The sequence below is a fragment of the Pseudomonas sp. CFBP13528 genome (assembly GCF_005233615.1).
In the GTDB taxonomy this organism is placed as follows: domain Bacteria; phylum Pseudomonadota; class Gammaproteobacteria; order Pseudomonadales; family Pseudomonadaceae; genus Aquipseudomonas; species Aquipseudomonas fluorescens_AM.
The window spans coordinates 44,227-63,789 of the sequence record NZ_QGAJ01000022.1 but is presented as its reverse complement, the minus strand read 5'-3'; the positions used below and the strand labels follow the sequence as shown (position 1 = coordinate 63,789).

Below are 19,563 nucleotides of genomic sequence, written 5' to 3'. Positions count from 1 at the left end.
GGCGGCGGCCCACGGATTCAAGCCTGCGTTCGGGCACACCGAGCCTAGGCGAGGTGCCGAGTGGTGGGGCAAGAGCCTTTTTGGTTACTTTTGGCTGGGCCGGCATTCCGGGCTCTTTTCCAAAAGTGACCCGCTGTAAAAGCGGAACCCATAGCAGCCGTGACCGCAGAAACGGATATGTACTCGGTCCAATCCAACATCCTGGTCGGCCCAGAGGCCGCCATCGGGGGCAAGCCCCCTCCCACATTTGGATTGTGGAGCACCAGTAAGGACAGGGGGACAAGCCCCTTCCCACATTTTTCAGTGCCCGCTCGGGTATCAGGCGATTTCGGCAACGACCGCCGCCAACGCTTGCGCCGGATCGGCCGCCTGGCTGATCGGACGGCCAATCACCAGATAATCAGAACCAGCATCGAGGGCCTGGCGCGGCGTCAGAATACGGCGCTGGTCATCCTGGGCGCTGCCCGCCGGGCGGATGCCTGGCGTGACCAGCTGCAACGACGGGTGAGCAGTCTTCAGGGCCTGGGCTTCCAGTGCCGAGCACACCAGCCCGTCCAGGCCGGCTTTCTGCGCCAGGGCGGCCAGGCGCAGCACCTGCTCCTGCGGCTCGATGTCCAGGCCGATGCCGGCCAGGTCTTCGCGCTCCATGCTGGTCAGCACAGTCACCCCGATCAACAGCGGTTTCGGCCCGCTGCGCTGCTCCAGCACTTCACGGCAGGCACTCATCATGCGCAGGCCACCGGAGCAGTGCACATTGACCATCCACACGCCCATCTCGGCCGCAGCCTTGACCGCCATGGCGGTGGTATTGGGGATATCGTGGAATTTCAAATCAAGAAACACTTCGAAACCTCGGTCACGCAGGGTGCCGACGATTTCCGCCGCGCAACTGGTGAACAGTTCCTTGCCGACCTTGACCCGGCAAAGCGCGGGGTCCAACTGGTCAGCCAGCTTCAGTGCGGCGTCACGGGTGGGGTAGTCCAGGGCGACGATGATAGGAGTCTGGCAGACGGGCATTGGAATGGGCTCTCAGGCAAGTCGAAATCGGCGCGGATTGTAGCGCACGCGGCGCCGTTGCGGGATCCGATGATCGGTAAATACTGATTCAGCGTGGATTGGCGCAGGGTTGCGGCCATTGTTTCAAAGCCGATACATTCACGACATGCCCCCAACACGCCCCACCGCTAGCCTCGCCGCATGACCGACCGTCCAGCACTTCCAGCCATGGGGCTGGGCGCCTATGCTGACCGTAACAATCAGGCAGATGATCGCACTATGCATACTCCTCCCGTCCCGGTAAACGATGCGCACACAGGCGTGGTGATCGCCGACGACAAGCGCTGGAACACCCGTGCGCTGATCGTCGATGACGATGTGCCGATTCGTGAATTGCTGATCGATTACCTGGCGCGCTTCAATATTTTCGCCACGGGTGTGACCGACGGCACGGCGATGCGCCTGGCCATGCAAGCCGAAACCTTCGATGTGGTGGTGCTCGACCTGATGCTGCCGGGCGAAGACGGCCTGACCCTGTGCCGCTGGCTGCGGGCAGAGTCGGACATTCCGATCCTGATGCTCACCGCCCGCTGCGAACCCACCGACCGTATCATCGGCCTGGAACTGGGCGCCGACGACTATATGTCCAAACCGTTCGAGCCGCGCGAACTGGTGGCCCGTATCCAGACTATCCTGCGCCGGGTGCGCGATGACCGCACCGAGCAACGCGCCAACATCCGCTTCGACAACTGGCGGCTCAACAGCGTGTTGCGCCAACTGGTCGCCGACAACGGCCTGGTGGTGCCGCTGTCCAACGCCGAATTCCGCCTGCTGTGGGTGTTTATCGAACGCCCGCGCCGCGTATTGAGCCGCGAGCAATTGCTGGATGCCGCCCGCGGCCGCTCCATCGAAGCCTTTGACCGCAGCATCGATCTGCTGGTCTCGCGCCTGCGCCAGAAACTGGGAGATGACCCCAAGGCCCCGCAATTGATCAAGACCGTACGCGGCGAAGGCTACCTGTTCGACGCGCGGGATATCGGCTGATGCGCGCCACCTTCAATACGTTGTTCGGGCGGCTGTTCGGCGTGTTGCTGGTGGCCATCGTGCTGGCGCATCTGCTGGCATTTTTCTGGTTCCATCATTACGGTCCGCCACCGCCGCCTCCGCAGGAAACCTTCGTCGAGCAGCCGGATGGCTCGATGAAACCGCTGGTCAAGGCTCACCGTCCCTGGTTCGGTGGCCCGGTGGTGCCGCTGACGTTTCAATTCATCTCGCTGATCATCGCCGCGTGGTACGGCGCCAAGCTGTTGAGCCGGCCGATCCAGCGCCTGAGCGCGGCGGCCGAGCGTTTGAGCCTTGACCTCGACAGCCCGCCCCTCGAAGAGTCCGGGCCGCGCGAAGCGCGCCAGGCCGCGTCGACCTTCAACCTGATGCAAAGGCGCATCCGCGAACAAGTCAGCCAGCGCGCGCGCATGCTCGGGGCGGTCTCCCATGACCTGCGCACCCCGCTGTCGCGGCTCAAGCTGCGCCTGGAACAGATCGAAGACACCCGGCTGCAAGGTCAGATGCGCCAGGACCTGGACGACATGATCGGCATGCTCGACGCCACCTTGAGCTACCTGCACGAACAGCGCACCAGCGAGACCCGACACTGGCTCGATGTGCAGGCGTTGGTGGAATCGCTGAGCGAAAACGCCCAGGATCAAGGCAGCGATGTGCAATGTGGCGGCACCTGCGCGCCCCTGCAGGTGCAGCCCATGGCGTTGCGTTCGTGCCTCAACAACCTGATCGACAATGCCCTGCGCTATGCGGGCTCAGCCCGTGTGGAACTGGCGGACAGCCGCGGGGCGCTGGTGATCCGGGTGATCGACCATGGCCCCGGCATCGCCGCCGACAAGCGCGAAGCGGTATTCGAACCGTTCTTTCGCCTGGAGGGCTCACGCAACCGTAATTCCGGCGGCGTCGGCCTGGGCATGACGATCGCCAGGGAAGCGGTCGAGCGCCTCGGCGGCCACCTGAGCCTGGAAGACACGCCAGGCGGCGGCTTGACCGCAGTGATGTGGCTGCCCAGGGCTTAAAGCGGCTTGTCTTCGCGCCGCGCCTGGGCCTGGGTCGCGCTCCAGTCCGTCAACAAGCTGTAGGCCACCGCGAGTAAGGTCGGGCCGATAAACAGGCCGATAAAGCCGAACGCGATCAAGCCGCCGAACACGCCCAGCAACACGATCACCAGCGGCAGGTTGCCGCCACGGCTGATCAGGTAAGGCTTGAGCACGTTGTCGACACCGCTGATGATGAAGGTGCCCCATACGCCAAGGAACACTGCATAGGTGTAGTCGCCCTTCCACGCCAGCCAGGCCGTGGCCGGGATCCACACCAGCGGCGGGCCCATGGGAATCAGGCTGAGCAGGAACGTCACGCCGCCCAGCAGCAGCGCACCGGGCACCCCGGCGATCAGGAAACCGATCAGCGCCAGCACGGCCTGGGCCGCAGCCGTGCCGATCACGCCGTTGACCACCCGTTGAACCGTCCCCGCCACCAGTTCGATGTAGTAACTGGCACGATCGCCGATCAGGCGTTCAAGCAGCCGATGCACGAACATCGCCAGGCGCGGTCCGTCGCGGTAGAAAAAGAACACAAAGACCAGGCTCAAGGTCAGTTCGAGGATACCGCCGCCAATCTGCGCACTGCGCGCCAGCAACCAGTTGCCGACCTGGCCGAGGTACGGCTTGATGCTGAGCATCAGCGCCGCGCCCTGTTGGTCGATGCTGTCCCATGTCGCCACCAGCCGTTCACCGATAACCGGGATCGAGCCCAGCCAGGTGGGCGCATTGGGCAGGCCGTCGACCTGGATATCCTTGATCAGCACGACAGCATCGCGTACATGGTCCGCCAGGTTGAACCCCAGCCACACCAGCGGCAGCGCCACCAGCAACATCCAGCCCAAGGTCAGGATACCGGCTGCCAGCGACTCACGGCCGCCCAGCCCACGTGTCAGCAGGACCATCAGCGGCCAGCTCGCGAACGCCAGCACCGCGCCCCAGAACAGCGCCGACCAGAACGGCGCCATGACCCAGAAGCTGGCACCAAACAGCACCAGTAGCAGGATTTGCACCAGCAGGCGATCGTTATTGGGCATCGGGTATCTCGAAAAGAGTCGGCAGAAGACAGCTTAGGCGAACAGCGCGGGTCCGTTCGCCCAGTGACGTTAGCGTATCAGACGCACGTGCAGGCCCTCGGCGTCACCCGGGCTGTTTTCCAGGCGTGCGGCGCGCACACCATTGTCGATCAGCCCCTGACGCCAGGCTTCGGCGTTGGGACCGGACAGGCTGACACGCAAGGTGGTGTCGAGGTTCAGCCCCCTGGAGATCAACGTAAGCCACGTGTCGTCTGGCTCGGCGCCGAGCGCGGGGAAGTCCAGTTCACCGGTACTTTTCAACTCACGCAACAGCGTTGCCGAGGTGGGCAGAAGATTCCCCAGCGGCGTGCTGGCGTCCATCTGCTCGACATGCAGATAGGCGCGGCGATTGCCCCGGGTGATGCCGTACAGCGCCACCAGCGCGTTGTCCTGCGGGGCCGCCAGACGCAGAAGCAGATATTCCTGCTGGCCATCGGCCCCTACCAGCTTGGCGTTGCCGAACACTTCGTTGGCCCACAGGCTGCTTTCGCCACAGTCGCGGGCCTGGCACCAGAACAGCAACTGCGCGCCCTTGGCCTGCAGGGCTTCGCGGGTGGCGGTAAAGGCGGCGCTGGAGCTGTGTTCGGCAGGCAGCTCGTAGGTGATCGCCGTGGTTTGACCGCGTGCCGTGGCCTGGCCTTCGGAACGCAATTGGCCGCTGATCTTGCGGATCGCGCCCATGGGGTAGATGCGTTCGCGGTCTTCAGCGGGGCGATAGTCGACGATCTGCGCGTCCACCTGGCGGGCAATGGCCGGTAAGTCCTGGCTTCCCGGCACATCGGCGGCGAACACGAGCGGGCTGAAACAGCACAGCCCAAGGGCACGTAAACATCCTTTACCCAGGCTCATCGGATCACTGAGCCGTGGCCATGGAGGGTCGCAGCGGTTTGAAGATGGTGCATGGTTGACTCCCTTTCAATCCGCCCAGCCTCGGCAGTTGACCGCGCCAAGTCAAGGCGCGGAGAAGAACCGATTGAAACAGTCTGCAACAAGAACCGCACCGGGTTCGTCATTCAGGTGCAAATGATGACCACCCGGCAGCGTCGTCACGGTAAAGGGCAGCCGTGAAAGCAATTCAGGATGTTTCGCCACCATGCCCTCAGCCGCCACCACCAACTGCGTAGGGCAGCTCACTCGCCGTACGAAAGCCATGGCCTGTTCGTCGGTCAGGCGCATCGGTGATGCCAGGGTCAGGCGACTGTCGCTGCGCCAGGTATAGCCACCCGGCACCGGCATCAAACCGCGCTGGGCCAGCAGTTCTGCGGCTTCGCGGCTGACCGCGACCACGCCATGCATGCGCGCCTCGACCGCCCGGTCCAGGCTGGCGTACACCGGCTTGCGCTTGTCTTGCAGGCTCAATTGCGCCTGCAAGGCCATGCCCAGCCGCTCGGCTGCGTTCTCGCCGTCGGCAGTCGGCGGGATCACCCCGTCGATCAATCCAAGATGCGTCACGCGCTCCGGTAACGCCCCGGCGAGCACCAGGGAGACGATGGCGCCCAGGGAATGGCCAAGTAATGCAAAACGTTGCCAACCCAGTTGTTCGGCCACGTGCAATACATCGTGCACGTAATCCCACAAGGCATAACCGGCTCCCGGCGGACGATGCGCCGAGTGCCCGTGGCCGGCCATATCCAGGGCGACAATGCGCACACCCTGCAGCTTGGGCGCCAGGCGCGCAAAACTGTTGGCGTTGTCCAGCCAGCCATGCAGGGCAATGACCGGCAAACCCTCTTCAGGTCCAAATAGATGCGCGGCCAGCTCGATATGCGGCAGGCTCAGGCGTACTTCTTCCACGGGCGTGCTCATGCGCAGCTGCGCTCACGGGCCTGCCAGCGGGAAAACACACTCTTGATCAACGTGGCGGTGTCCTGGGGTCGCTCAAGGGGAAACATATGGCCGCCTGGCATGGTGAGCATTTCACCCATGGGCAGGCGACCGACGCCGCTGGCATGATGGCGCATCACCACACGGCTCTGACGGCCGCGCACCACCGCCAGAGGCACTTTCAACTGGCGCACCTGGCCGGGGCTGGTGTGAGGCACGCCTCGATAGATGCTGATTTCGGTCGCCGGGTCGAAACGCAAGCGCAGACGGTCGCCCACTTTCAGCAGGCCATGTTGCAGATACGCCTCAAAGCACTCGGCGTCGAAACCCCGAAACAGGGTCTTGCCGGCGAAGTAAGCGCGCGCGGCGTCCAGGTCGCTGAATTCCTCACGGCGGCCCAGGGTGCGTCCGGCCGGGGTCAGGCGGTCGATGAAGCCAAAGCGTTTGGCGGCGCGAATCACCCAGCGATCCGCGCGGGTCAGCACCGGAGAGTCCAGCATCACCACGCCACGGTACAGCTGCGGGCAGCGCATCGCGGCATGCAAATGCAACACGCCGCCCAGGGAATGGCCGACGCCCCATACCGGCTCCGGTTGCTGCTGCAGATGATGGATCAGTTCATCCACCAGGTTCTGCCAGTTATCGTCCACCGGAAACCTGGGATCATGGCCGTGCTGCGGCAGATGCGCCACTGCATACTCGGGGGCCAGGGCGTCGAACAACTTGCCATAGGTGGCCGACGGAAAGCCATTGGCGTGGGCGAAAAATACGTGCTGCGACATACCGGCTCGCTCTACAGAAACAGACCTCGATTGTCACCATGCCCGGCCCATACGGCAATGACCGTAACCGCCAGGAATGATGACACTCACGCCATGCCTATCGCGCCGGTGGCTGCTCGCCCAGCGGCACCACGGCCACGGTCAGGCGCGAAACGCAACTGGCCTTGCCCTCGTCATTGGTCAGGCGGATGTCCCACACTTGGGTCGTGCGGCCAATATGGATGGCCTTGGCCACCGCCGTTACTCGGCCGCTGCGCACGCCGCGCAGGTGATTGGCGTTGACCTCCAGGCCCACGCAATAGAATTTGCTGGCATCGACGCACAGGTAGGCCGCCACGGAGCCTACGCTTTCGGCCAGCACCACGGAGGCGCCGCCATGCAACAGGCCGTAAGGCTGATGGGTACGGTGGTCGACCACCATGCTGGCGGTGAGGGATTGCTCGTCGAAGCTTTCGAAGCGAATGTCCAGCAATTCACCGATGGTGTTTTTCTGACTCGCGTTGAGTTGTTCAATATTCGGTTGCGTGCGCCACAGGCTCATAGGGGTGTCCTTATTGGTTTTATTACGACCCTAATCCTGCCACAAATCAGAGAGCGCACACACAACCTGTCGATATCGCCTACGGATTTTTTACGCTGACCAGGCTCATCAGCCCGGCCAGCGGGAAATCCCCTTCCAGCTCCGCCAGGCTGGCGGTGTGCATCGGCTCTGGCTGGCGCTGATGACCATGCTGCGCAACGCTGATCAGGCTACCCACCAACGGCTGATGGCTGACCAGCAGCACATTGTCATCGGTCTCGAGCTGTTCCAACACCTGCAACGGGTTGCCCTCCGGCGTCAGCCACGGCACCGTGCGAATGTCCGGCTCGAAGCCCAGCGCCTCGCGCACCAGGTGCGCCGTCTGCTGCGCCCGCACATAGGGGCTGGCGATGATGGCGCTGAGCGGCTGGCCGATCAGGTGCGCAGCGCTGCGCAACACGTCGGCCCTGCCGTGCGCGGTCAGGTTGCGCTCGGCGTCGGTGCGAGCGTGTGCCTCGGCTTCACCGTGGCGCAAGATCCACAGCTTCATAGCTTGGGCTCTTCATCACGCACCGGGTGCGGTGCCGGCGGCACGCTGTGAGCGGCTTCGCCTTCCGGTGCACGCGGGGTTGGCCAATCGGCAAACGGCCAGGGTTTTTGCTCGGTGTGGAAGCTGCCGAAGCGACCGATCTGCGCCAGGAACTGGCTGAGGCTGTCGCCGAAGTTCATCAGGCCCAGGTTCGGCGCGCCGTAGATCAGTCGGTAAATCAGTTGCACAATCACCAACGCGCCGAGCAGGAACTGCGCCACCTGCCACACCAGGGCAAACACCAGCATCCACAGGATGCGCAGCACAATGGACTCATACTTGGGGGCTGCTTTCGAATCGTTCATGCCGCGTTCCTCAGTTGAAACCGCTGGTGGAAATAAAATCGACATCGGTTTTCGGCTCGGCGCGCATCAGCAGCTCGATGACCTGGCTCAAGGTGCGTCCTTCAAACAGGATCGCGTGCAGCCCGGCAACCAGCGGCATATACACACCGACTTCCTGGGCCTTGGCTTTCAGCACTTTGAGGGTGTTGACCCCTTCGGCCACTTCGCCCAGGCGTGTCACCGCCTCTTCCAGGCTCAAACCCTGGCCCAGCGCGAAACCGACTTGATAGTTACGGCTTTTGGGCGACGAGCAGGTAACGATCAGGTCGCCGACGCCCGCCAGGCCCAGGAACGTCATCGGGTTGGCGCCCTGATTCACCGCGAACCGGGTCATTTCGGCCAGGGCGCGGGTAATCAGCATGCTCTTGGTATTTTCGCCCATCCCCAGGGCCACGGCCATGCCAGCGATGATGGCATAGACGTTCTTCAACGCACCGCCCAGCTCGACGCCGAAGCGATCACCACTGGCGTAAACGCGAAAGGTGCGGCCATGCAGCACCGCCTGGACGCGCTCGCACAGCTGCTCGTCTTCACTGGCGATCACCGTGGCGGTCAGCGCATGCTCGGCCACTTCCCGCGCCAGGTTCGGCCCGGACAGCACGCCAATGCGCGCCTGGGGTGCGATCTCTTCGAGGATTTCGCTCATCAGCTTGAACGTCTGCGCCTCGATGCCCTTGGTCAGGCTGACCAGCAGCTTGCCCGCCAGACGTTCGGCGTGGGGCGCCAGCACCGAGCGCAAGGCGCTTGAGGGCAGCGCGACAAAGCACAGGTCGCAGTCGGCAAGGGTTGCCAGCAGATCGGTAACGGGCTCGACCGCCGGATGAATCTTGATGCCTTTAAGGTAACGCGGGTTTTCCCGGTGCACGCGAATGGCCTCGGCCTGCTCGGGATCACGCATCCACTGACGCACCGCGTGGCCATTTTCAGCCAGCAGGTTAGCCACGGCGGTACCAAAACTTCCGCCTCCCAGGACCGCAATAGGGCGCTGTTCAGTCATATGCAATCCGTTAATCCATACCAGTGGCGATGGCGGCATTATACGGGGCGACCCGCTTGCGGCCAGCCCCCGCGTGAATTCGTGCGCTTGTCGGAAAATGCCACACTTGAGTGAAGTAATTGCAAGTCTCACGACTGGCAAAATGCCCGACCTCAGTTAACATGGGCGGCTATCCGCAATTATCAAGGCCGTGCCGTGTATCCGGGCCCTCCTCTCCGCTCATCCCTGCAATTGATGCTGCCCTTGGTGCTCGCGTGCAGCGCCAGTGCGTCGGCTGACGACCTGTTCCTCGACAGCCAACCGCTGCCGCAGGTGTTGACCGCCACCCGCCTCAAGCAATCGGCCGCCGCCGTCCCCGGCAGCATGACCGTGATCGACAGCGAGCTGATCAAGGCCAGTGGCGCGCGCGACATTGCCGAGCTGTTACGCCTGGTGCCCGGGATGATGGTCGGCTACACCACCGGCAATCAGGCGGCGGTGAACTACCACGGCAGCAGCGCCAGCGATGCGCGGCGCATGCAGGTATTGATCGACGGGCGCTCGGTGTATCGCGCAGGCCTGGCCACGGTGGACTGGAGCGATATTCCGGTCGCCATGGAAGACATTGAGCGTATCGAGGTGTTTCGGGGACCCAACACCGTCAGCTACGGCGCCAATGCGCTGATGGCGGTGGTCAATATCCTCACCCGCTCACCGGCCAACAGCCAGGGCACGCGGGTAAAGGTCATCCAGGGTGAACGCGGGATCAACGATGTCTATGCCAGCCAGGGCGTGGGCTGGGAAACCGGCGATCTGCGCCTGTCGCTGTCAGGACAGCAAGACGATGGTTTTGACCGCGATGCCGTCGGCGCCGACCGCCGCGACAGCCGCCGCCTCAGCCGTTTCAGCCTGGCCGTCAGCCAGACGTTGAATGCGCAACAGAGCATCGACTGGCAACTGGATGCCAAGGAGGGGACCAATCAGCGCCCCTACACCTACGCTCCGGTATTCGCCGGGATTACCGAGGGCGGTACCAATTCCGACGTCACTGCCAAGGACTACGCAGGTTCGATGCGCTGGAACTTCGACATCAACCCCGAACACAGCCTGTATATCCAGGGGTCGGCCCAGCAATGGGACCGTCGGCAGATCTGGAAAGCCTGTGACGCCAAGGTCTCCTTCAGCCCGGAATTGACCCGGCTGTGGCAACTCAACCCCAACTACGCCGAACAGCTGGCGCGGCACATGGATAAATTCAGCCAAGGCAGCGCCCCGCCCGGCAGCGCCGCCGAACAGGCGTTGGGCAACCAGGTACTGGACCAGTGGCGCAACGGCGCCAACCAGAGCGTGTGCGGCGATATCGACCAAAGTGCCAGGGAGAGCCGCTACGACGTGGAGCTGCAAGACACCCTCAGCCTCTCCGACAGCCTGCGCCTGGTCAGCGGGATGAATTACCGCTACGACCGCGCCGACTCCGACACCTACTTCAACGGCACGCTGGACGACACCACCTGGCGCCTGTTCGGCCACCTGGAATGGCGGGCCAGCGAACACTGGCTGCTGCAAGGCGGCGCGATGTACGAAGACACCCACTTGAGCGGCAACTCACTGACGCCTCGCGTGGCGGTCAACTATCTGATCAACCCGCGCCACGGCCTGCGGGCGGTGTACTCCGAGGCGATCCGTTCGCCGGATATGTTCGAGAACAACGTCAACTGGAGCTACCGCGTCACCAACCTCAGCTCGCCGGTCTACGGGCAGAATTCCGGGCAATATTTTGTGGTGACACGCGGCCCCGGCAATCTTGATAAAGAGTTGATGCGCTCGCGCGAACTGGGCTACAACGGCTTCTTTGCCGACCTCGGGTTGAATGTCGACGTGAAGCTCTTCTACGACGAAATCACCGACATGATCAGTTCGCCGCTGCGCAACAACCAATACATCGCCAGCAACGCCAACAGCTCGCGCTTTACCGGTGCCGAATCACAGTTCGACTGGCGCGTCAGCGACGCCGACCGCCTGCGCCTGACCTATGCTTACGTCGATGCGAGCGCCAGCAACCCACTGGACAAGGCGCAGACCGCACGCAACAGCGGCTCGGCCGGTTGGTTGCGTGAATGGGGCCACGGTTGGTCGAGCGCCTTGTTCTATTACGGTGACGACGCACTCAACGAGTATCGCTTCGAACGGGTCGACCTGCGGGTGGCCAAGCGCATTGCACTGGGCAACACCAACGTGGAGCTGGCCGGCATGCTGCAACAACGCCTCGACAATCAGCCGACCACCTGGCCCGACAACCATTACGACCATCGCCATGTGCTCTACTTCAGCGCACAGCTAGAGTTCTGACATGGGCGATCAGTCACGGATGACCCTCCCTCTTGTTTCACGGCTGTGGCGGCGCGGCTTGCTGCTCGCGTGCCTGCTGTTCACCCCCACCGTGTGGAGCGCCGATATCCTGCTGACCGCCGCCGAGGACAGTGCCGGTGTCCAGGGATTTACCCAGGCCCTCGCCCGGCAGCGCCCCGAAGACCATGTCGTCTTCACCCTGCTTGAAAATTTGCCGGCGCCGAGCCAGTTGCCCGCCACTACCCGCCTGATCCTGCTGGACCTGCCCGGCCTCGACTGGCGCTTGCAGGATACCCAGGGGCCACCGACCCTGGTGCTGCGCATCAGCCGCCTGCAAGCTCACCAGCGCCTGGGCAGCGCGCACCCGGCCAGAATCAGCCTGCTGTGGAGCGACCCGCCGCTGGCGCGCCAGCTGCGCCTGATCGCCAGCATCTTGCCCCAGGCCCGACGGATCGGCGTGCTTTACGGCGCCGACAGCGAATTCCTGCTGCCTGAGCTTGACCGGTACGCCGCGCCACTGGGCCTGGAAATCGTGCCCCAACGCTGGGACAACACCAACGACAGCCGCACCCTGCAAACCCTGTTCAAGAACAGTGACGTGCTGCTGGGCCTGGACGACCCGCAACTGTACAACCCCAAAACCGCCAAGAACCTGTTGCTCAGCAGCTATGCCCAGCAATTGCCGCTGATAGGGCCCAATGCCGGGTTTGTCCGGGCCGGCAGCCTGGCCAGCACCTATAGCGACCAGCACGACTGGCTCGCTGTACTCGATCGCCTGCTGGACCACCCGCCGGCCAGCTGGCCGCGCACGCTTTACCCGCAACACTTCAAAGTGGTGGGCAACCCGCAAGTCGCACGCTCACTGGGCACCGAACAGGTCGACGAAGCTGCCGTCGCCGCCCGCCTGGCCGAAGGAGATGAACGCCCATGACCTTGCGCCGTCGCTGGGACATTAACACCCGCACCCAACTCATCACCCTGGGGCCTGCACTGCTGCTGACCTTGCTGTTGATCAGCTTCTTTACCTTCGTGCGTATCCAGGACTTGCGCCAGGAGCTGGACCACACCGGCCAGTTGATCGCCAACCAACTGGCGCCTGCCACCGAGTACGGCGTTATTTCCGGCAACAACGATGTGCTCGACGCCTTGCTGCGCGCGACGCTGGCCACGCCCCACGTGCGTTTCCTGGAGATTCAGGACAGCGCCGAGAACATTCTGGTGTATGTCGAGCAGCCGTCGGAGAAGCACGACCGGTCGCTGTCGGTGAAAGTGTTCCAGGCACCGATCCGCTTGCAGCATATCCAGCTGGGCAATGACTTTTTCCAGGACAACCTCAACGAACCCAAGGCGCCGCGAGCGGACTACCTGGGCCGAGTGATTGTCGGTATGTCCAACGACGCGTTCAGCCAGCGTCAGCAGGAAATCCTGTTCAAGGCCGGCATTCTGGCGCTGTTCGCGCTGCTGTTTACCTTTCTCCTGGCGCGACGCCTGGCCGCCAGCCTGTCGCAGCCGATCAGCGCCATGGGCCACGCGGTGAAGGCCATCCAGCAGGGCGACTACAAGACACCGCTGCCGATTGTCGACGACTCCGAACTGGGCGACCTGGCACGGCACATCAACAACCTGGCCGCAGGCCTCAATCAGGCCAGCCGTGAGCAGCAGCAGGCCATGGCCCAGTTGATCCAGACCCGCGAAGAAGCCGAGCGCGCGAATAATGCCAAATCGGAATTCCTGGCGATGATGAGCCATGAACTGCGCACGCCGATGAATGGTGTGCTAGGCATGCTGCAACTGCTGGAAACCACCGAGATGACCGAAGAGCAGGCCGAATACGCGGCGCTGGCTTCCGAGTCCACCGAGCACCTGCTCAAGGTGATCAACGACATCCTCGACTTCTCGCGTATCGAACGGGCCGCGCTGGAGCTGGAACATATTGCCTTCAACCTGGCCGACCTGATCAGCAGCTGCGCCCAAGCGTTCCAGCACAGTGCGCAGCAGCGCGGGCTGGCCCTGGAGCTGTCGATTCCGCCGGGCATGGAGGCTCTGCGGGTGTGCGGTGACCCGACCCGTATCCGGCAGATCCTGGTGAATCTGATCGGCAACGCCTTGAAGTTCACCGAGCACGGGACCGTGCATGTGGAGCCCCACTGGCAAACCCTGGACCATGAACTGGTGTGGTTCACCTGCACCGTGCGCGACAGCGGTATCGGCATTTGCGCCGAGCGCCTGGAATTGATGTTCGATGCGTTCCAGCAGGCCGACAGCTCTATTTCAAGACGTTACGGAGGCACCGGACTCGGCCTGCCGATCGCCCGCACCCTGGCCGAACGCATGGGTGGCACCCTGCGCGCCCAAAGTGAAGAAGGCCGGGGCTCGGTGTTCACCCTGGAAATTCCGCTGGCCATCGATCAGCAAAGCCTGCCTGCCATCGCCCCGGACACCGTAGGCAAAACCAGCGCTGGCGCCGGGCGGCATATACTGCTGGTGGAAGACAACCCGGTTAACCGTACGGTGGTCGAAGCCATGCTGCGCAGCCTGGGTTTCGAAGTCAGCCTGGCCACCGATGGCGCCGAGGCGATCCGCAGCGCCGAAAGCCTGATCTTCACCGCGATCCTGATGGACTGCCGCCTGCCATTGATCGACGGCTACGAGGCCACTCGGCAAATTCGCCGACTGCCGGGCTGCGCCGATTTACCGATTATCGCCTTGACAGCCAACGCTTTGCAGGGCGACCGCGAAGCCTGTCTGGCTGCCGGAATGAACGATTACCTGGCCAAACCGTTCAAACGCACGGATTTGCAGCAAATCCTCCAGCGCTGGGTGCACTAGCTGTCGTGGCTAAGCCAAGTCCGACTGGCGTGGAGGACGAAAGTGCGGCAGTCTTAGGCACCCGAACGGGCCGATAAACAGGTCCGGTTTAACATTTCAGTGAACAAGTGTACATTGAGTACCTTGACGCTGTGACTTTCACTACAACGCAATAGTCTATGTGTAGGCTGCCGCTATGAGGCATGAACGCTTCATTCGGTTCGGGAAGATTTGCCCTACCCTGCCGCATGGGATTATTGAGGAGCTCGCATGACCAAACAAAACGCCTTTACTCGGGAAGACCTGCTGCGCTGCAGTCGCGGTGAGCTGTTCGGCCCAGGTAACGCGCAACTGCCCGCCCCGAACATGCTGATGGTGGATCGCATCACCCATATCAGCGAAGAAGGTGGCAAGTACGGCAAAGGTGAATTGGTCGCCGAGCTGGATATCACCCCTGACCTGTGGTTCTTTGCCTGCCACTTCGAAGGCGATCCGGTGATGCCGGGCTGCCTGGGCCTTGACGCCATGTGGCAACTGGTCGGCTTCTACCTGGGCTGGCAAGGCCTGCCGGGCCGCGGTCGCGCCCTGGGCTCGGGCGAAGTGAAGTTCTTTGGCCAGGTCTTGCCGACCGCCAAGAAAGTCACCTACAACATTCAAATCAAGCGCGTCCTCAAGGGCAAGCTGAACCTGGCCATCGCCGACGGTTCGGTGACTGTCGACGGTCGCGAGATCTATACTGCCGAAGGCCTTCGGGTCGGCGTATTCACTTCCACTGACAACTTTTAAGGGTTATCCGCATGCGCCGCGTCGTTATCACTGGTCTGGGCATTGTTTCTTGCCTGGGCAATGACAAAGAGACCGTCACCGCTAACCTGCGTGCAAGTCGCCCTGGCATCCGCTTCAACCCGGAATATGCCGAAATGGGTCTGCGTAGCCAGGTTTCCGGCTCCATCGACCTGCCCCTCGAAGAACTGATCGATCGCAAGATCTATCGCTTCGTCGGCCACGCTGCCGCCTATGCCTACCTGGCCATGAAAGACGCAATCGCCGACGCCGGCCTGAGCGATGATCAGGTGTCGAACGTACGTACCGGCCTGATCGCCGGCTCCGGCGGCGCATCTACCCTGAACCAGATGGAAGCGCTGGACATCCTGCGCGAAAAAGGCGTGAAACGCGTCGGCCCGTACCGTGTAACGCGGACCATGGGCAGCACAGTTTCAGCCTGCCTGGCCACGCCGTTCGCCATCAAGGGCGTGAATTACTCGATCTCCTCTGCGTGCGCCACCAGCGCCCACTGCATCGGAACTGCCGTTGAGCAGATCCAGCTGGGCAAGCAGGACATCGTATTCGCCGGCGGCGGTGAAGAAGAACATTGGAGCCAGTCGTTCCTGTTCGACGCCATGGGCGCGCTGTCCACCCAGTACAATGAAACCCCGGAGAAGGCCTCCCGCGCCTACGACGCCAAGCGTGACGGTTTCGTCATCGCCGGCGGTGGCGGCATGGTGGTGGTCGAGGAGCTGGAACACGCTCTGGCCCGTGGCGCGAAGATCTACGCGGAAATCGTCGGCTACGGCGCGACGTCCGACGGCTACGACATGGTTGCGCCAAGCGGTGAAGGCGCCATCCGTTGCATGCAGATGGCCATGTCCACCGTGGATACCCCGATCGACTACCTGAACACCCACGGCACGTCGACTCCGGTCGGCGACGCCAAGGAAATGGAAGGCGTGCGTGCGGTATTCGGTGACAACGCGCCGAAAATCAGCTCCACCAAGAGCCTGTCGGGTCACTCCCTGGGCGCCGCCGGCGTTCACGAAGCGATCTACTGCCTGCTGATGATGGAAGGCAACTTCATGGCCGGCTCGGCCAACATCGACGAGATCGACCCGGTCGTCGCCGATATGCCGATCCTGACCAAGACCGTTGAAGATGTGAAAATCGACACCGTGATGAGCAACAGCTTCGGCTTTGGTGGCACCAACGCCACCCTGGTGCTGAAACGCTGGCAGGGCAAGTAAGGCCTGACGCTTGATCGATGAAAAGCCCCGACTGGTTCGGGGCTTTTTTATGGGCGATTGAATGAGACCGAGTCACGTGCATCGGGGGCAAGTGAGTCGCCCCTCTCACATTTGACCCAGTTGGCCCAAAGAATGCGGTCGAATGTGGGAGGGGGCTTGCCCCCGATGGCGGCCTCCGGGCCGACCAGGATGCTGGATCAGACCGAGTACATATCCGTTTCTGCGGTAACGGCTGCTATGGGTTCCGCTTTTACAGCGGGTCACTTTTGGAAAAGAGCCCCAAAAGAGCCCCAAAAGTAACCAAAAAGGCTCTTGCCCCACCACTCGGCACCTCGCCTAGGCTCGGTGTGCCCGAACGCAGGCTTGAATCCGTGGGCCGCCGCAATGGGCCATCCATGGCCCAGTGCGGCTAACCCGGCGTCCTGCCGGGTTACCCACGGATTCAAGCCTGCGTTCGGCCAGCGTGGTTTAACGGGGCGCCTGAGATCAAAAGCTGATCAAGATCAAGAGCGGCTCGCTTCGCATCGTGGTTTGCGTTGGGCGCTACACAGTTGTGAAGATACCTATGCGCGATAGGATCACCTCAATTACACAACACTAAAACCCGACCTCAATGAGTGCCCTCATTGCGGGTCGACTTGGGCAGGATGGCCAGAAAGTTATCCCGCGCCACCTTGTGGGCAACGTCTTCAGGCAATGCATCCAGGAAGGGATCAAAACGGCGCATTTCCTTACCCAGCTTGTTGAAGCGCCCTACCACGTCAGAGCCCAGCATGAATCGATCAGGGAACCGCTCGACCAGTTTGACCCACTCCGGCCTGGGCTTGCCCGCATCATCCAGCAGATAGGGCGTGAGCATGCTCCAGGACAGGTCGATATACAGGTTGGGGTAAGCCTCAAGGAGGCGATTCAACGTGGGCAGCAGGAAATCCATTTGCACCTGATGGCGGTGGATTTCCTTGCTGGTACCGGCGTGGGCCCAGATAAACCGCGTGTGCGGGTGGTTGCGCAATGGCTGCTCGACTTCGGCCAGGTACAACGGGTTGCGCTCGCGCTTGGAGGTGATGTTGGAGTGCAGCATCACCGGCAGGTCGTTCTCCGCCGCCAAATGATAGATGCGCGTCATGGCTTCATTATTGGCGCGCGGCGTATCACCGGAGGTCAGCGCGGTGAGATCGTCGTGGCGGGTAAACACTTCGCCGATGCCCTGCCACAGCCCTGGGTTGAGGTCGAGCATGCGCTGGATGTGGGCGGCGGAATTCTTGTCATTAGGATTGAAACCGGCCAGGAACGGATGAAAGTGCCGGCGCTGTTCAGGGGTGAGCTTGTTGACCGCAGCGGCGACGATGACATCGGTGGCGCTGTACCAATAGGCATCGGCATCGTCGCCTGCATAATAGCGCGGGCGTTTGGGTTCATCCTCGTGCCATTTCTTGGCCACGGGAATGCCGGAAATCATCACATGCTCGATGCGATTGTCCGCCATGGCCTTGAGCAGCTTGTCCATGCCCGCGGTTTCCTGGAAAAAATCCACGTAATGCAGGTGGGCGTCGCTGTAGGCATAGTCGCGGGCCTGCACGGCAAGACTGCTGGCGGCGAGCATCAGGGCAAAACTCACACGGGTCCAAAGCACGGTGATACCTCGATAGGAACTGATACGGGTAGACCCTGCCCCGCGTATCAGGGTTCAGCAGGGACAAAAATCTGGAACACCCAGGTGCCGGCATGTTCTATTACTGCATGACCGTCATCCAAAGCCCTGTGAGGTTCGCCATGCCTGTTACCGTCAATACGTTGAACGCTGAAAACTTTCGTCACAGCGTCACTGTCAACAACCACGAGCTGTTTACCGACCTGCCCAAGAGCCTGGGGGGTGACGACTCAGCCCCCTCGCCTCACGACTATTTCGACGCCGCGCTGGCGTCTTGCAAAGCCTTGACCGTAAGGCTCTATGCGCAGAAGAAAGACATCCCGCTCACCGGCGTAACGGTAGAAGTTACCCACGACGCCGCCGAAGAGCAAAAAGGTAAATACAGGCTCAACGTCAAGTTGACCCTCAAGGGCGTGCTGACCGACGCCCAGCGCGATGAGCTGCACCGTGTCGCCGACAAGTGCCCGGTGCACAAATTGATGACCACCGCCGAAGTCAGCATCGAGACAACTCTTTCGGAAGGCGCCTTCAGCCAATAACGCCAACGTCCGGTCGAGCGGGTTATGCTCAGCGTCATCGAACCCGCTCAGACAGGGATGTAACCCCATGACCACGCTCACCGTCATCCGCCCGCGCCGCGAAGATGTGGAAGGCCAGCCTATCCTGCGTCCGCTGCCCTCGCGTGAATGCCGCAGCGTCGGGCCTTTCGTGTTTTTCGACCATATGCTGCCTACCCGTTATGCACCGGGCAGCGGGATGAATATCCGCCAGCATCCCCATATCGGGCTGTCTACCCTCACCTATCTGTTCGACGGCACGTTGCAGCACAAGGACAGCCTGGGTTCGGACCAGGTGGTACAGGCTGGCGAGGTCAGCTGGATGACTGCCGGCAGTGCGATTGCCCATGTCGAGCGCACACCCGAGGCGGTCAAGGCCAGCGGTTTCAACCTGCACGGGTTGCAGGTGTGGCTGGCGTCGCCCAAGGACCACGAAACCGGCCCGGGCCACTACAGCCATCACCCGGCGGCAAGTTTGCCGGTCAGCGACAACCTCGGCGTGCAGGTGCGCCTGATCGCCGGCAGCGGGTTTTGCCTCACGTCACCCGTACCGGTGCTGTCGCCCACGCTGTATGCCGAGGTGCGCATGCAGACGGCCACTACCCTGCTGATCCCCGATGAGCATGAGGAACGCGCGGTGTATGTACTGGCGGGTGACGCGCAGCTCGACGGCGAGGCTCTGGCGGTGCATAGCCTGGTGGTGCTGCCTGCCGGGCAGGAGATGACGCTGTATGCCGCAACCGAGTGCCATGCCGTGGTGTTGGGTGGCGCACCACTGGATGGGCCGCGGCGGATCAACTGGAATTTCGTGGCCAGTGATCCGGCGGTGATCGAGCAGGCGCGGCAGCGATGGGCGGCTGGGGATTGGCCGACGGTGCCCGGTGAGTCAGAAAGGATTGAGTTGCCTGTCAGATAGCGATCGGGGGCAAGCCCCCTCCCACACTTGAATTGTAAATGCCTTCAAATGTGGGAGG

At 62.5% G+C, this 19,563-nt stretch carries 19 protein-coding genes; 9 read left to right on the top strand and 10 right to left on the bottom strand.

Going from position 1 to position 19,563, the window contains the following annotated elements; genetic code table 11:
- Window positions 1–318: 318 nt before the first annotated feature.
- On the bottom strand, window positions 319–1,017 hold the full coding sequence (gene pyrF / locus PspCFBP13528_RS25730) for an orotidine-5'-phosphate decarboxylase (protein ID WP_065949106.1): 699 nt from the start codon (window positions 1,015–1,017) through the stop codon (window positions 319–321).
- A gap of 258 nt (window positions 1,018–1,275) precedes the next feature.
- On the opposite strand from pyrF, the gene PspCFBP13528_RS25725 reads away from it, so the two are divergent.
- Together PspCFBP13528_RS25725 and PspCFBP13528_RS25720 are read left to right on the top strand one after the other, a co-directional pair.
- Window positions 1,276–2,040, top strand: coding sequence for a response regulator transcription factor (locus PspCFBP13528_RS25725; protein ID WP_137201784.1), 765 nt, complete (start codon window positions 1,276–1,278; stop codon window positions 2,038–2,040).
- Entirely contained in the window at window positions 2,040–3,074 is a 1,035-nt protein-coding gene (locus PspCFBP13528_RS25720; RefSeq protein ID WP_101220383.1) for an ATP-binding protein, read from the top strand. The genes PspCFBP13528_RS25725 and PspCFBP13528_RS25720 overlap by 1 nt, the downstream gene beginning before the upstream one ends.
- Here PspCFBP13528_RS25720 and PspCFBP13528_RS25715 read toward each other — a convergent pair.
- The 8 genes from PspCFBP13528_RS25715 to PspCFBP13528_RS25680 form a co-directional block, all read right to left on the bottom strand.
- Window positions 3,071–4,132, bottom strand: coding sequence for an AI-2E family transporter (locus PspCFBP13528_RS25715; protein WP_065949108.1), 1,062 nt, complete (start codon window positions 4,130–4,132; stop codon window positions 3,071–3,073). The two genes, PspCFBP13528_RS25720 and PspCFBP13528_RS25715, sit on opposite strands and share 4 nt — an antisense overlap.
- 69 nt (window positions 4,133–4,201) lie before the next feature.
- Window positions 4,202–5,020 (bottom strand): DUF4892 domain-containing protein, encoded by an 819-nt coding sequence (locus PspCFBP13528_RS25710; protein ID WP_101220320.1) that lies wholly within the window; start codon window positions 5,018–5,020, stop codon window positions 4,202–4,204.
- 102 nt (window positions 5,021–5,122) lie between these two features.
- Window positions 5,123–5,977, bottom strand: coding sequence for an alpha/beta fold hydrolase (locus PspCFBP13528_RS25705; RefSeq protein ID WP_137201783.1), 855 nt, complete (start codon window positions 5,975–5,977; stop codon window positions 5,123–5,125).
- Window positions 5,974–6,777, bottom strand: coding sequence for an alpha/beta hydrolase (locus tag PspCFBP13528_RS25700; protein WP_137201782.1), 804 nt, complete (start codon window positions 6,775–6,777; stop codon window positions 5,974–5,976). The genes PspCFBP13528_RS25705 and PspCFBP13528_RS25700 overlap by 4 nt, the downstream gene beginning before the upstream one ends.
- 97 nt (window positions 6,778–6,874) lie before the next feature.
- Complete coding sequence (locus tag PspCFBP13528_RS25695) at window positions 6,875–7,318, bottom strand: hotdog fold thioesterase (RefSeq protein ID WP_065949112.1); 444 nt, start codon at window positions 7,316–7,318, stop codon at window positions 6,875–6,877.
- Between the two features lie 79 nt (window positions 7,319–7,397).
- Window positions 7,398–7,847: a phosphohistidine phosphatase SixA gene (gene sixA / locus PspCFBP13528_RS25690; RefSeq protein WP_065949113.1), complete on the bottom strand. Its 450-nt coding sequence runs from the start codon at window positions 7,845–7,847 to the stop codon at window positions 7,398–7,400.
- A complete protein-coding gene (locus tag PspCFBP13528_RS25685) occupies window positions 7,844–8,191 on the bottom strand; it encodes a DUF4389 domain-containing protein (RefSeq protein ID WP_065896341.1) in 348 nt (115 codons plus the stop codon). Before PspCFBP13528_RS25685 ends, sixA begins: the two co-directional genes overlap by 4 nt.
- A 10-nt stretch (window positions 8,192–8,201) precedes the next feature.
- A complete protein-coding gene (locus PspCFBP13528_RS25680) occupies window positions 8,202–9,227 on the bottom strand; it encodes an NAD(P)H-dependent glycerol-3-phosphate dehydrogenase (protein ID WP_137201781.1) in 1,026 nt (341 codons plus the stop codon).
- 195 nt (window positions 9,228–9,422) lie between these two features.
- On the opposite strand from PspCFBP13528_RS25680, the gene PspCFBP13528_RS25675 reads away from it, so the two are divergent.
- From PspCFBP13528_RS25675 to fabB, 5 genes are all read left to right on the top strand, one after another.
- Window positions 9,423–11,555, top strand: coding sequence for a TonB-dependent receptor (locus PspCFBP13528_RS25675; protein WP_137201780.1), 2,133 nt, complete (start codon window positions 9,423–9,425; stop codon window positions 11,553–11,555).
- 1 nt (window position 11,556) lies between these two features.
- Window positions 11,557–12,486, top strand: coding sequence for an ABC transporter substrate binding protein (locus PspCFBP13528_RS25670; protein ID WP_137201779.1), 930 nt, complete (start codon window positions 11,557–11,559; stop codon window positions 12,484–12,486).
- On the top strand, window positions 12,483–14,384 hold the full coding sequence (locus PspCFBP13528_RS25665) for an ATP-binding protein (RefSeq protein WP_065949117.1): 1,902 nt from the start codon (window positions 12,483–12,485) through the stop codon (window positions 14,382–14,384). Before PspCFBP13528_RS25670 ends, PspCFBP13528_RS25665 begins: the two co-directional genes overlap by 4 nt.
- Window positions 14,385–14,633: 249 nt before the next feature.
- A complete protein-coding gene (fabA, locus tag PspCFBP13528_RS25660) occupies window positions 14,634–15,149 on the top strand; it encodes a 3-hydroxyacyl-[acyl-carrier-protein] dehydratase FabA (RefSeq protein ID WP_003210552.1) in 516 nt (171 codons plus the stop codon).
- An 11-nt stretch (window positions 15,150–15,160) separates the two neighbouring features.
- The gene (fabB, locus tag PspCFBP13528_RS25655; RefSeq protein WP_065949118.1) at window positions 15,161–16,381 is read left to right on the top strand and encodes a beta-ketoacyl-ACP synthase I; all 1,221 of its coding nucleotides are present in this window, start codon (window positions 15,161–15,163) and stop codon (window positions 16,379–16,381) included.
- Between the two features lie 610 nt (window positions 16,382–16,991).
- Here the strand turns inward: fabB and PspCFBP13528_RS25645 are convergent.
- Window positions 16,992–18,014 (bottom strand): amidohydrolase family protein, encoded by a 1,023-nt coding sequence (locus tag PspCFBP13528_RS25645; protein WP_137201778.1) that lies wholly within the window; start codon window positions 18,012–18,014, stop codon window positions 16,992–16,994.
- 140 nt (window positions 18,015–18,154) lie between these two features.
- Between PspCFBP13528_RS25645 and PspCFBP13528_RS25640 the strand changes: the two genes are divergently transcribed.
- Both PspCFBP13528_RS25640 and PspCFBP13528_RS25635 read left to right on the top strand, forming a co-directional pair.
- The gene (locus PspCFBP13528_RS25640; protein ID WP_065949210.1) at window positions 18,155–18,571 is read left to right on the top strand and encodes an OsmC family protein; all 417 of its coding nucleotides are present in this window, start codon (window positions 18,155–18,157) and stop codon (window positions 18,569–18,571) included.
- A 67-nt stretch (window positions 18,572–18,638) separates the two neighbouring features.
- Window positions 18,639–19,505, top strand: coding sequence for a pirin family protein (locus tag PspCFBP13528_RS25635; protein ID WP_137201777.1), 867 nt, complete (start codon window positions 18,639–18,641; stop codon window positions 19,503–19,505).
- The last annotated feature ends 58 nt before the right edge of the window (window positions 19,506–19,563 follow it).